Source organism: Nonomuraea sp. SYSU D8015 (assembly GCF_008065375.1).
GTDB lineage: Bacteria > Actinomycetota > Actinomycetes > Streptosporangiales > Streptosporangiaceae > Nonomuraea.
The window spans coordinates 40,571-52,097 of the sequence record NZ_VJYI01000042.1; the positions used below are offsets into that span (position 1 = coordinate 40,571).

At 69.3% G+C, this 11,527-nt stretch carries 12 protein-coding genes and 1 rRNA gene; 7 read left to right on the plus strand and 6 right to left on the minus strand.

The annotated features are described in order from the left end of the window. Positions 1-258 precede the first annotated feature (258 nt). Positions 259-2,007 carry a right-handed parallel beta-helix repeat-containing protein gene (locus ID574_RS57175; protein ID WP_188197480.1) on the minus strand — a complete coding sequence of 583 codons (1,749 nt, stop codon included), beginning with the start codon at positions 2,005-2,007 and terminating at the stop codon, positions 259-261. 63 nt (positions 2,008-2,070) lie between these two features. Here ID574_RS57175 and ID574_RS57180 point away from each other — a divergent pair, with 63 nt between their 5' ends. Further along, entirely contained in the window at positions 2,071-2,922 is an 852-nt protein-coding gene (locus tag ID574_RS57180; RefSeq protein WP_188197481.1) for a TetR/AcrR family transcriptional regulator, read from the plus strand. Between the two features lie 44 nt (positions 2,923-2,966). On the opposite strand, the gene ID574_RS57185 is transcribed toward ID574_RS57180, so the two are convergent. Together ID574_RS57185 and ID574_RS57190 are read right to left on the minus strand one after the other, a co-directional pair. Then, positions 2,967-3,752: a fructosamine kinase family protein gene (locus ID574_RS57185; protein WP_188197482.1), complete on the minus strand. Its 786-nt coding sequence runs from the start codon at positions 3,750-3,752 to the stop codon at positions 2,967-2,969. Further along, positions 3,739-4,212 carry a low molecular weight protein-tyrosine-phosphatase gene (locus ID574_RS57190; RefSeq protein ID WP_188197483.1) on the minus strand — a complete coding sequence of 158 codons (474 nt, stop codon included), beginning with the start codon at positions 4,210-4,212 and terminating at the stop codon, positions 3,739-3,741. Before ID574_RS57190 ends, ID574_RS57185 begins: the two co-directional genes overlap by 14 nt. Positions 4,213-4,362: 150 nt before the next feature. On the opposite strand from ID574_RS57190, the gene ID574_RS57195 reads away from it, so the two are divergent. From ID574_RS57195 to ID574_RS57215, 5 genes are all read left to right on the plus strand, one after another. After that, positions 4,363-5,367, plus strand: a complete 1,005-nt coding sequence (locus tag ID574_RS57195; protein WP_188197484.1) for a PstS family phosphate ABC transporter substrate-binding protein — start codon at positions 4,363-4,365, stop codon at positions 5,365-5,367. A 74-nt stretch (positions 5,368-5,441) separates the two neighbouring features. Further along, the gene (gene pstC, locus ID574_RS57200; RefSeq protein ID WP_223168145.1) at positions 5,442-6,305 is read left to right on the plus strand and encodes a phosphate ABC transporter permease subunit PstC; all 864 of its coding nucleotides are present in this window, start codon (positions 5,442-5,444) and stop codon (positions 6,303-6,305) included. After that, positions 6,305-7,195 carry a phosphate ABC transporter permease PstA gene (gene pstA, locus ID574_RS57205; protein WP_188197486.1) on the plus strand — a complete coding sequence of 297 codons (891 nt, stop codon included), beginning with the start codon at positions 6,305-6,307 and terminating at the stop codon, positions 7,193-7,195. The genes pstC and pstA overlap by 1 nt, the downstream gene beginning before the upstream one ends. Before the next feature lie 10 nt (positions 7,196-7,205). Continuing rightward, entirely contained in the window at positions 7,206-8,054 is an 849-nt protein-coding gene (gene pstB, locus ID574_RS57210; RefSeq protein WP_188197487.1) for a phosphate ABC transporter ATP-binding protein PstB, read from the plus strand. Beyond that, positions 8,054-8,779: a response regulator transcription factor gene (locus ID574_RS57215; protein WP_188197488.1), complete on the plus strand. Its 726-nt coding sequence runs from the start codon at positions 8,054-8,056 to the stop codon at positions 8,777-8,779. The genes pstB and ID574_RS57215 overlap by 1 nt, the downstream gene beginning before the upstream one ends. On the opposite strand, the gene ID574_RS57220 is transcribed toward ID574_RS57215, so the two are convergent. After that, a complete protein-coding gene (locus tag ID574_RS57220) occupies positions 8,748-9,677 on the minus strand; it encodes a serine hydrolase (RefSeq protein WP_223168146.1) in 930 nt (309 codons plus the stop codon). The two genes, ID574_RS57215 and ID574_RS57220, sit on opposite strands and share 32 nt — an antisense overlap. An 89-nt stretch (positions 9,678-9,766) precedes the next feature. Continuing rightward, positions 9,767-10,654: a phenylalanine 4-monooxygenase gene (locus ID574_RS57225; protein ID WP_188197489.1), complete on the minus strand. Its 888-nt coding sequence runs from the start codon at positions 10,652-10,654 to the stop codon at positions 9,767-9,769. A gap of 126 nt (positions 10,655-10,780) precedes the next feature. Here ID574_RS57225 and ID574_RS57230 point away from each other — a divergent pair, with 126 nt between their 5' ends. Next, on the plus strand, positions 10,781-11,233 hold the full coding sequence (locus tag ID574_RS57230) for an Lrp/AsnC family transcriptional regulator (protein ID WP_188197490.1): 453 nt from the start codon (positions 10,781-10,783) through the stop codon (positions 11,231-11,233). A 121-nt stretch (positions 11,234-11,354) separates the two neighbouring features. Here the strand turns inward: ID574_RS57230 and rrf are convergent. After that, a 5S ribosomal RNA gene (rrf, locus tag ID574_RS57235) occupies positions 11,355-11,471 on the minus strand. Positions 11,472-11,527 lie beyond the last annotated feature (56 nt).

Here is an 11,527-nt window from a genome sequence, read left to right on the forward strand (position 1 = left end):
ATACGCCCAAGCCCGCCCGCGCGGCGGCCGCCGAACGCCCCCACGGTGCGCCCGCGTCGTCGGCGGCCGCGCACCGGCGGCAGACATGAGCCGACGGCCTCCCCCAGACCCGCACCATCCCACGGCCTCCCATGCACGAGTCAGCCGGCCACCCCGGCGGGCTCTCGGCAGGCCGGAGCACCGAATCTCCGCATTCGCGCGTCGGCACGGATCCGGCCCGCTCGGAGGACGTCGGCCCGCGTCGCGGTCAGACGGACCTCAGGACTCCGGCCCTCTCCCCGCCGACCTCGACCCCGGCCGCGGGTTGAGGAGCCCGGCCTGGGATCGGATGCGGGCGGTGGCCGCGTTCAGTTCCCGTTCATCTTTGATCGTCACATTCCCTTCGTACGTCACCCCGCCGGGCGGGCTGTCGTGCCCCACCGGATCGGCGTCCCAGTAGTTCCCCCGGTACACGACGTTCTCCAGCGGCGGCGCCACCTCCAGCACGGCCGTGCTGTCCGCCCGCGCGACGACGTTCCCCTCGACCGTCACCCACGAGGCCCCGTAGTCGGTGTAGAGCCCGAAGTTGTACGGCGTGCGCGTGTCCTCGACGACGTTGCCCTGTACGAGCCCCGCGTCGTCCGGCCCGGATCCCTGCGCCCCGGACAGGTAGATCCCGCCCCCGTCGGCCAGCACCAGCATGGTGTCCACGGTGAGGTTGCGCAGCGCCCGCGTCCTCTGGCCCGGCCCGAGGACGATTCCGCAGTGCGGCACGTCCGTGATCTCGTTCCGCACCACCGTGCACCCCTGCGCGTCCGACACCGCGATCCCCGGCGACCCGCTGTATTCGAGCCCGACGTGGTGCACCCAGGTGTCCTCGATCGTGACGTCCCGCCCGCCCGACACCGAGATGCCGCCGCCCGAGACCGTGTCGACGTCGCAGCCGCGCACCGTGACCCCGAGGCCGCCGGACACGCCCAGCCCGAACGCCCCGAGCCGGGTGAACCGGCAGCCATCGATCTCCACCCCCGCCACGCCCTCGAACGTCACGCAGGCCGGGATCGTCGCCGACGCGGCCGGGTACGTCACGGACGCACCCTCTCCCAAGACCGCCGTCTCGACGCCGCCGCCCTCGTAGTAGCCGCTGCCGTGATAGTGCACGAAGCCCTCAGGACGGCTGGGACGCAGCCAGGTGGCGTCGGCGAACACCAGCCCACGGAACGACACGTTCCGCGCCCCCACGACCCTCAGGAGCGTTTCCAGGGCCGGCGCGACCACGTCCGTACGCTCCGGGTCCTCGCCGGGAAGGGGCAGGTAGAGAAGGACGTGCCGCCCGGGCCGCGACCGGTCGAGGACGAAGGTGCCCGGCTCGCTCAGGAAGGCGACGTCGTTCTCGACGCGCGTGGGCAGTCCGGGCCCGCTGGACGTCTGCCCTTCCCAGGTGGAGTTGTAGAGCTCGGCCGCCCAGCCGAACGCCGGCTGCGCCATGGTGATCACGGTCGAGTCGCCGTCGGCCGAGATGCCGGCCACGCCGCAGCGGCCCTCGGTCCACGGGTAGACGCCGCGGTAGACGAACTCGACGTCGCCGGGGCTCTGCCAACCGCGCGGGTCCGCACTGTCCGTGACGTAACCCGTTACGGTCGGGCTCGCGGTCCCGGGCAGGCCCGGGATGCCGGCGCGGACGGCCCGGCGGCCGTCCACGTACAGCTGGCGGAAGTCGAGATCGCCGACGTCGGCGGCCCAGACGCCGTCCCGTTCCCGCAGGCCGGTGATGCGCCGACCGCCGCTCACCACGGCCTCCTCCCGGTCGGGGGTGCCGTAGCCGTACGCCTGGTAGACGACCCCGGAGTCGGCCTCGGTGAGCTCCAGCGGCCGGCTCAGCACGTGGGTGCCCGCCCGGAGGTGCACGACCACGTCGCCGGCCGCCTCGCGGGCCGCTGACCGGGCGCGTTCGAGGGTGGCGAAGGGACGTTCGGCCGAACCGGGCCCGGTGTCGTCGCCGGAAGGCGCGACATGGAAGTGGAACATCTCAATCCCCTTTGCTGTTTATGCCGTACACGTAGTATTACACCATAAACAGGGAGGGCGCCAATGGCGAAGGGCAGAGCCGGGGACCCGGATCACGGGCTCGAGTTGCTGTGGCGGGGGAGGGAGCGCGAGCCGCGGCCCGGGCTGAGCCTGGGCAGGATCGTGCGGGCCGCGATCGAGCTGGCCGACGCCGAAGGGCTCCCGGGCCTGTCGATGCGCAAGGTGGCCGACCGGCTCGGCTTCACGACCATGTCCCTCTACCGCCACGTGCCCGGCCGCGATCAGCTCGTCGACCTGATGGTGGACGACGTCATGGGCGAGCACCCCGACGACGTGCCGGACGCGGCCGGCTGGCGGGCCCGGCTGGAGGGCGCCGCCCGCCAGGCGTGGCGGATCCGCAGGCGGCATCCCTGGCTGGCCGAGGTACGCGGCACGCGTCACCTCCCCGGCCCCAACGGCGTCGCGCAGTACGAGTACATGCTGAGCACGCTCACCGGCACCGCGCTCACCCCGTCCGAGGTGATCGCCGTCGTGGGCCTGGTCGGGCGCTTCGTCGACGCCGAGGCCCTGCACCTGCTGGAGACCCAGCGCGAGGAGCGGCGCAGCGGCGTCTCCGAGGAGGAGTGGTGGGGCTCCCGCGACACGCTCTACGACCGCCTCGACCGCTACCCCACGATCACCTACCTGTGGACGGCGGGCGGCTGGGACGCCCCTGAGGACTCCTTCGAGTTCGGCCTGCGTCGCCTGCTGGACGGCGTGGAGGTTCTCATCGAGCAGCGTGACGAAAAGCGTGACGAAAGTCTGGTGTGCGAGGAGTGCGGCAGGCCGCTGGAGCCCGCCGCGTCCGGCCGCCCCCGCGTCTACTGCTCCCGCGCCTGCCGTCAACGCGCCTACCGCAAGCGCAAGCCGGGCTGACCCCATTCCGGAGAGGCCTGAAGCGCCTGGGGGCACGGGCCCGGCTAGAGCGCCAGCACCCGCCGTACCGCCTCCATCAGGCTGTCCCGGTAGGACTCGCCGAACAGCACCACGTGCACGAGCAGCGGATGCAGCTGGTGCAGCGGCACCCGCTCCCGCCACCCGTCCGCAAGCGGCCACTCCTCCCGATAGGCCCCGAGCACCCGATCCAGGTGGGGGAGTCCGAACAGCGCGAGCATGGCCAGGTCCGTCTCCCGATGCCCGCCGTGGGCGGCCGGATCGATCAGCACCGCGGACTGTCCGGACCACAGCACGTTCCCGCTCCAGAGATCCCCGTGGATCCGCGACGGCGGTTCTGCCGGCCCGGCGACCTCGGCGAACCGCTCCACGGCCCGTTCGACGGCGGCCACGTCCGAGGAGGGCAGTCGCGCCTGCCGCAGGAAGGGCAGCACCCGCCGCTCCGCGTAGAAAGCCGGCCAGTCGTCACACGGGGAGTTGTCCATCGGCAACTCGGCGATGAACCCCGGCCACGGCGCCCCGAAACCCTCGGCCCCGGCGCGATGCAGCCGGGCCAGCTCCCGGCCGAACCGCTCGGCCGCCGCCGCGCTCGGCCGCTCCTCCTCCACCCACGACAACACCAGCCGGTCAGGGCCGACGTCGATCACCTCAGGCACCGCGATCGCCTCGCCGAGCCAACGCAGCCCGGCCGCCTCCGAAGTGAACACTTCGGAAACGACACCGCTCTTCGCGAAGACCTGCCGCCCGTCGTCCAGCACGCCCCGCTGCCGCCGCCAGCCGTGCGACGAGCCCAGGTCCTCAGTCGATCTCATCGGCGACATGCTGGGCCACGCCCTCGGCGGCCGACTCGACCAGCGCGAGCACCTCCTCGAACCCTTCCCGGCCGCCGTAGTAGGGGTCCGGCACCTCGGCGTCCGGCGGCGCCGCGGGGTCGAACGAGCGGAACAACCGCACCTCCACCCCGGCGGGCGCCATCCGCCGCAGGTTGGCCAGATTGTCCCGGTCCATGGCCAGCACCAGGTCGTAGCGGTCGAACCAGTCCCTGGTGAACTGCCTGGCCCGGTGGGCGGAGCCGTCGTAGCCGCGCTCGGTCAGGATCCGCAGGGCCCGTTCGTCCATGGGGTCGCCTTCGTGCCAGCCGCCGGTCCCGGCGCTCTCCACGACGACGCGGTCACCCAGCCCGCGGTCGTCGAGCGCCTGCCGCAGCACCACCTCGGCCATCGGCGATCGGCAGATGTTCCCCATGCACACGAGACATACGCGATAGGTCATCCCACCAGGATGGCCTCTTACAACCTATTCATACGACCCGGAGCACGTCTTTGGGCCTCAGTCACGGGTCGTTCTACTGCTGTTCACTTTTGCCCGGTGTCATCGGATGCGACGACGTACAGATCTCATCACTAGGGACGAGGAAATACCGTGACCCGTGGACAGCGCCGCCTCAGCGCGGTGGCGACGGCCGCCATCGTTGTGGGCCTTTCCGCCGCTTGTGGCGGCACCAACACCACTCCGCCCGCTGGGGAGGGCACCGCTTCCGCCTCTGCCAACACGGGCGCCGGCGCCCAGCTCAGCGGGCAGGTCAAGGTTGATGGCTCCAGCACGGTAGCCCCGCTGACCAGTGCCGCTTACGAGTTCTTCGCCGAGGAGCAGCCCAAGGTCAACGTGACCGTGGCGACCTCCGGCACCGGTGGCGGCTTCGAGAAGTTCTGCAACGGCGAGACCGACATCTCCGACGCCTCCCGTCCGATCAAGGACGAGGAGAAGGCCGCGTGCGACGCCAAGGGCATCAAGTTCGGCGAGCTCACGGTGGCGACCGACGCCCTGACGGTCGTGGTGAACAAGGAGAACACCTGGGCCACCTGCCTCACCGTCGACCAGCTCAAGAAGATGTGGGAGCCGGCCGCGGAAGGCAAGGTCAACAGCTGGAAGGACGTCGACCCCAAGTTCCCGGACGAGCCGCTGAAGCTCTTCGGCCCGGGCACCGACTCGGGCACGTTCGACTACTTCACCGACGAGATCAACGGTGAGGAGGGCGCGAGCCGCAAGGACTACAGCCCGAGCGAGGACGACAACGTCACCGTCCAGGGCGTCGAGGGCACCAAGGGCGGCCTCGGCTACTTCGGCTTCACCTACTTCGAGGAGAACGCCGCCAAGCTCAAGGCGGTGCAGATCGACTCCGGCAGCGGCTGCGTCGAGCCCAGCAAGGAGAACGCGCAGGCCGGCAAGTACACGCCGCTGGCCAGGCCGCTGTTCATCTACCCGTCGGTCGCCGCCATCAAGCGGCCCGAGGTCGCGGGCTTCCTCGACTACTACGTGAACAACATCAACAAGATCGTGACGGACGCCAAGTACATCCCGCTCAACGCCGAGCAGGAGAGCAAGCTCAAGACGGACCTCGCCTCCCTCAAGAGCCAGGCGGGCTGATGGCGGCCCGCGACTCCGCGACCGCGCCGGGGACCCCCCAGTCCCTGGCGCGGTCGCGCCCGCGTTATGGCGAGATGGCTATCAAGGCGGTCCTCATGCTGGCCTCCCTGCTGTCCATCGCCACCACGGTCGGCATCGTGGTCTCGTTGCTCCAGCCCACGATCAAGTTCTTCGGGGAAGTCAGCGCGGTGGAGTTCTTCACCTCCACCAACTGGGGACCGCTGTTCGAACCCCCGCACTACGGCGTGCTGCCCCTGGTCAGCGCCACCCTCATCACGACGGGCATCGCGGTCGTCGTGGCCGTGCCGCTCGGCCTGGCCGCGGCGATCTACCTGTCGGAGTACGCCAAGCCGCGGGTCAGGAAGATTTTCAAGCCGGTGCTCGAGGTGCTGGCGGGCGTGCCGACCGTGGTCTTCGGATTCTTCGCGCTCAGCTTCGTGACCCCGTTGCTGCGCAGCATCATGCCGTTCGAGATGGAGATCTTCAACGCGCTGAGCGCGGGTCTCGTCGTCGGCTTCATGATCATTCCGATCGTCGCGTCGCTGTCCGAGGACGCGATGGCGGCGGTGCCGAACGGACTGCGCGAGGGCTCGTACGCGCTGGGCGCCTCGAAGATGGTCACCTCGCTCCGCGTGGTGCTGCCCGCGGCCTTCTCCGGCATCGTGGCGGCCGTCATCCTGGCGATCTCGCGTGGCGCCGGCGAGACGATGATCGTCTTCATCGCCGGAGGTCTCAAGGCCAACTTCACCTTGGACATCGGCGCGGCCATGCAGACCATGGCCGCCTTCATCGCCGCGGCCGGTTCCGGAGACGTGCCGGTGGGCACGGTCGAGTACGACACCATCTTCGCGGTCGGCGCGCTGCTCTTCGTGATGACGTTCGCGATGAACTACGTCAGCGCTCGCCTGGTGCGGAAATATCGTGAGGTGTACGAGTAATGGCCGTTCTCTCGACGCCCCGCTCCGCCGTGCAGCTGGCGGGCAAGGGCACGCCGATCAAGGAGCGGCTGTTCCAGATCGCCCTGCTCGCGAGCCTGGCGCTGGCGCTCATCTTCCTGGTCGCCCTGCTCGCCTTCGTCCTGGCGGAGGGCTGGCCGCGGATCGACGCCCGGCTGTGGGAGAACATGCCGTCGATCCGCAACCCGGAGATCGCCGGCGCCCAGTCCGCCATCATGGGCACGCTCTGGGTCATCTCCCTGACCGCGGTCTTCACCGTGCCGACGGGCATCGCGGCGGCGATCTACCTGGAGGAGTACGCCGACAAGACCCGCTGGTACAACCGGTGGATCGAGCTCAACATCCAGAACCTCGCCGCCATCCCGTCGATCGTCTACGGCATCCTGGGCCTCGGCATCATCGCCCGGACGATCGGCCTCGGCTTCAGCGTGATCACCGCCTCGCTCACCCTGGGGCTGCTGGTGCTCCCCATCGTGATCATCGCCTCGCGTGAGGCGATCCGCGCGGTGCCGCCCTCCATTCGCGAGGGCTCGCTCGCGTTGGGCGCCACGCAGTGGCAGACGATCTACCGCCAGGTGCTGCCCGCGTCCATCCCCGGCATCGCGACCGGCTCCATCCTGGCGCTCTCCCGGGCCATCGGCGAGGCCGCGCCGCTGATCATGCTGGGCGCCGTGTCGTTCATCCGCTTCAACCCGGACGGCATCTTCGCCAGCTACACCGTCCTCCCGATCCAGATCTTCAACTGGATCTCCCAGTCGCGCGAGGGCTTCCACGTCCTGGCCGCGGCGGCGATCGTGGTCCTCCTCGCGATCCTGCTGCTGATGAACTCCGTCGCGATCTGGCTCCGCAACCGCTACCAGAAGCGCTGGTGAGGGAGAGGAAATGACTGAGATAGGAAACAAAATGGCGAACGTCACCGTTCGCGGTCCGGAAGCCCCGCGTACCGCTGAGGCCCTGGACCCGGTCTTCACCGTCTCCGACCTCAGCGTCTGGTACGGCGACTACGAAGCCGTCCGCGACGTCGACATGACGATCGGCAACCGCGAGATCACCGCGATGATCGGCCCCTCCGGCTGCGGCAAGAGCACGGTGCTGCGCTGCTTCAACCGGATGAACGACCTCATCCCCGGCGCCCGCCCCGAGGGCAAGATCCTCTACCACGGTGAGGACCTGTACGGCGACCACGTGGACCCCATCGAGGTACGCCGCCGCATCGGCATGGTCTTCCAGAAGCCCAACCCCTTCCCCAAGTCGATCTACGACAACATCGCCTATGGCCCCCGCGTCAACGGCATGAAGGGCAAGATGGACGACCTGGTCGAGCAGGCGCTCACCCAGGCGGCCCTGTGGGACGAGGTCAAGGACAAGCTCAAGCAGAACGCCCTGTCCCTGTCCGGCGGTCAGCAGCAGCGCCTCTGCATCGCGCGGGCCATCGCGGTCAAGCCCGAGGTCATCCTCATGGACGAGCCCTGCTCGGCCCTGGACCCGATCGCCACCACCAAGATCGAGGACCTGATGCAGGAGCTGGCGCGCGACTACACGATCGTGATCGTCACGCACAACATGCAGCAGGCCGCCCGCGTCTCCCACCGCACCGCGTTCTTCACGGCGGAGGTCGACGACAAGCAGGTGCGGCACGGCCGTCTCGTGGAGTACGACGAGACCAGTCGCATCTTCACGAACCCGTCCGACAAGCGCACTGAGGACTACATCACGGGGCGCTTCGGCTGATGACCCAACAGCAGGCGGCATCCACGATGAACGGGGACGCGCGGACCAAGCCCGTACTGCTCATCGCCGATCCCGACAACGCCGTGGTCGACGACCTGGCCACCGCCCTCGAACGTGAGGGCGTGGCGGTCACCGGCGCGTCCGACGGCGCACAGGGATTGCTGCAGGCAGGCGCCCTGCAGCCGGACGTGGTGCTCGTCTCGGCCACGCTCCCGGTCATCGACGCGGTCGAGTTCGTCCGCGCGGTACGGCTCGCTCGAGCCGTACCGGTGCTGCTCGGAGTCGGCGAGGGGCACGCCGAGCAGGCCGTACGCGCGCTCGCGGCAGGCGCGGCGGCCTGCGTGGCCAGGCCCTACCGGGTGCCGGAGCTGCTGCCGTTCATCCAGGCGGCCTCGCCCGAGTCACGCAAGGTGCTGACCGTGGGCGGGGTCGAGCTGGACGTGCAGGCCTATCAGGTACGCGTGGGCGGGCGGGCCGTGCACCTGCCGTTGCGGGAGTTCGAGCTGCTCCAGTACCTGATGCGCAACGCCGACCGCACCGTCACCCGCGAGCAGATCATGCGGAACGTGTGGCACACCGCCGCCGCCACTTCGACGAACACCATCGCGGTGCACGTCAAGCGGCTGCGCGCGCGGCTGGGCGACACGGACGACCAGCTCATCCAGACCGTACGCGGCGTGGGCTACCGGCTGGTCACTCCCGGCATGACCGGAAAGACTGCATGATCCGCTTCACGACGCCTTCGACGGTCGCGATGCCGTACCCCACCTCGGGACTGCCCTCGGAGAGCACGGCCACGGCGTAGTCGTGGCCGTCTCCCCTGATCAGGCCCACGCTGGTCACGGCCCAGCGCTTGGTCGAGACGCGCTTGAGCCAGCCGTTCTTCAGCGCCACCCCGTCGCTCCGGCACGCGGCGGCGCTGATGCCCCAGTCCTGCCCCTCGGCCACCTTGCCCATGAGCCCGAGCACCCGATCGCGGGCCGCGGCGGCCAGCGGGCTCTTGCCGGACACCAGCGCGCCCATGAGGCGGATCTGGTCGTCGACGGACGTCCGGGTGATGCCCCAGCAATACAGGTCGAGACAGTCGCCCGGGACGCCCTGCGTGTGCTTGAGCCCGAACCGCCTGCCTGCCTTCGTGAAGCCGGCCGCGCCACCGATGCGTAACCACAGGCGGTCGGCGGCGTGGTTGTCGCTGTAGCGGATCATCAGCTCGGCGTCGCGCCTGACAGCCTCGGGCAGCCGCTTCCACGGCGTCTCCAGAAGCAGCGCCATGAGGATCAGGACCTTGGCGCCGCTCGCGGTGATCAGCCGCTCGCCCGGGTGGTAACGGTAGATCCGCCCGGTCGTCAGGTCCTTCACCATGGCGGTGACCGGCCCAGGACGGCCGGCCAGGAAGCGGTCGAGCCGCTTGGCGATCTGCTTGGCCGGGATCGGCTTCAGCGCCTCCTCGACCGCGGTGCCGTCGATCCTTCCCAGCACCCGCCCGGGGACGCCCGGGACCGCGGCGGCCTGCCACACGGGACGCCGCGCGGCAGGCGAAGGCACGGGCACGGTGACCAGGGATAACAGCAGGGCGATGACGAGCACTACACGTGCTGTCACCTGCCCGCGGCCGGTGATCACCCGGGCATTATCACGAAGAACCGCAACCGCCGCCAGACCCACATTTCTCGACGTCCTCTGCGGGTGCTGTGGTGATGCGACGAACAGGGCTAGACGGCCGCGGTGACCAGTTTCGCGATCGAGTCGTCGTCGCAGGTGTCCCAGAAGCCGCCCACGACGTCCTCGAGGTGGTCCAGGGATTCCGCCTCGAACAACACATCCTGATATTTCGTGATGTCGTAGTGAGTCGTCCCCATGGCCGACAGGTCCAGCGGCCGGATGTCCATCCCGCGGAACTCCTCGATCTCCCCGTACGAGGACAGGATCCCCGCCCCGTACGCCCTGAGCTCGCCCCCCTCCCGCATCACCCCGAACTCCAGCGTGAACCAGAACACCTTCGACACGAACTCCAGCGCCTCCTCGCTCTCGACCCGCCGCGCCGCCTGGCCGGCCAGGCGGTAGAGGGCGGCGTACCGGGAGCTCGCCAGCGCGTTGGCGTGCCCGATCACCTCGTGGATGACGTCGGGCTCCGGCGTGTAGAACGGCACGGAATGGTGGCGGATGTACTGCGTCGAGTGGAAGAGCCCGTCCGCGAGCACCCCGTAGAAGTCCCGCAGCGGCACCAGCCCCGCCGCCGGCAGATACCGGAACCCGGTCAGCGGCTCCAGCAGCCGCGAGACCTCCTCCAGCTGCGGGATCCGGTCGGCCGGCAGGCCCAGCCGGGCCACGCCGTCGAGGTATTCCGCCGTGGCGTACTTGGCGTGCTTGACCGCCAGCTCCTTGCTGACCATCGCCCACACCGCATGCTCCTGCTCGGTGTACTCGGCCGCAGGAATGGGAGTCCCCGGCCGGTAGTCGACGGCGAGCTTCGCGATCGCGTTCCGCCGCGCCCGGTAGACCGGATCCGCGAACCCCGGGTGCGACGCGGACAGCTCGACCACCACCGACCCGTCCGCCTGGGCCGCGACCGGCGCGAAGTACTGTGCTTCCTCAAACATGTCCAGATAACAGCAAGTCTCCGCTTTCCTGGCAAGAGCGCGCAGTTTGACTGCGCGATACGCTTACTTTCGTACGCATATAGCGGCATTTACTAGTCGATTCGCACAGTCCGCGGAGGGCCCAGGATGGACGAGCTGGACACCAGGTTGCTCGTGACCATGCGCGCCAATCCGCGCGTCGGCCTGACCGAGCTCGCCCGCCTCCTCGGTGTCGCCAGAGGCACAGTGCAGGCGCGGGTGGAGAAGCTGACCGCGCGCGGCGTGATCGAGGACTTCGGCCCCACGGTGTCGCCGGCCGCGGCCGGTCATCCCATCCTGGCTTTCGTCTGGCTCCAGATCGCCCAGGGCCGCCTGGAGGAGGCGGTGGCCGCGCTGCGTGCCGTACCGCAGATCCTGGAGGTCCACGGGACCAGCGGCCAGCACGACCTGCTGTGCCGCGTGGTCGCCAGAAGCACCGATCACCTGCAGGAGGTCATCGCCCGCATCCTGGCCTCGCCGGCGGTGCAGCGCACGGACACCACCATCGCCCTGTCCACCCAGATCCCGTATCGCATCGAGCCCCTGCTCGAACAGGGTTAACGCGCCACTACAGGCGATACGGACAACATGTCCCTATTGGGCCACTAACCGCCCACCACGGGTAGGCCCACAACAGAAAAGCCCCCGACCGTGTGGTCGGGGGCTTTCCCTATCAAAGATTGTCCGGCGGTGACCTACTCTCCCACACCCTCCCGAGTGCAGTACCATCGGCGCTGAGAAGCTTAACTTCCGGGTTCGGAATGTAACCGGGTGTTTCCTTCCCGCCATAACCGCCGTAACCCTGAGAAACAGCCGCTTGCTGTCTCAGAATTGCCTAGTGGACGCGAGCAAGAT

Bases quoted from the DNA above. Each gene is read 5' to 3' on its own strand.
- ID574_RS57185 (WP_188197482.1), bottom strand. From the start codon at position 3,752: ATGAGATCGACTGAGGACCTGGGCTCGTCGCACGGCTGGCGGCGGCAG.
- ID574_RS57215 (WP_188197488.1), top strand. From the start codon at position 8,054: ATGACCCAACAGCAGGCGGCATCCACGATGAACGGGGACGCGCGGACC.
- ID574_RS57180 (WP_188197481.1), top strand. From the start codon at position 2,071: ATGGCGAAGGGCAGAGCCGGGGACCCGGATCACGGGCTCGAGTTGCTG.
- ID574_RS57225 (WP_188197489.1), bottom strand. From the start codon at position 10,654: ATGTTTGAGGAAGCACAGTACTTCGCGCCGGTCGCGGCCCAGGCGGAC.
- ID574_RS57175 (WP_188197480.1), bottom strand. From the start codon at position 2,007: ATGTTCCACTTCCATGTCGCGCCTTCCGGCGACGACACCGGGCCCGGT.
- pstA (WP_188197486.1), top strand. From the start codon at position 6,305: ATGGCCGTTCTCTCGACGCCCCGCTCCGCCGTGCAGCTGGCGGGCAAG.
- ID574_RS57190 (WP_188197483.1), bottom strand. From the start codon at position 4,212: ATGACCTATCGCGTATGTCTCGTGTGCATGGGGAACATCTGCCGATCG.
- pstC (WP_223168145.1), top strand. From the start codon at position 5,442: ATGGCTATCAAGGCGGTCCTCATGCTGGCCTCCCTGCTGTCCATCGCC.
- ID574_RS57230 (WP_188197490.1), top strand. From the start codon at position 10,781: ATGGACGAGCTGGACACCAGGTTGCTCGTGACCATGCGCGCCAATCCG.
- pstB (WP_188197487.1), top strand. From the start codon at position 7,206: ATGACTGAGATAGGAAACAAAATGGCGAACGTCACCGTTCGCGGTCCG.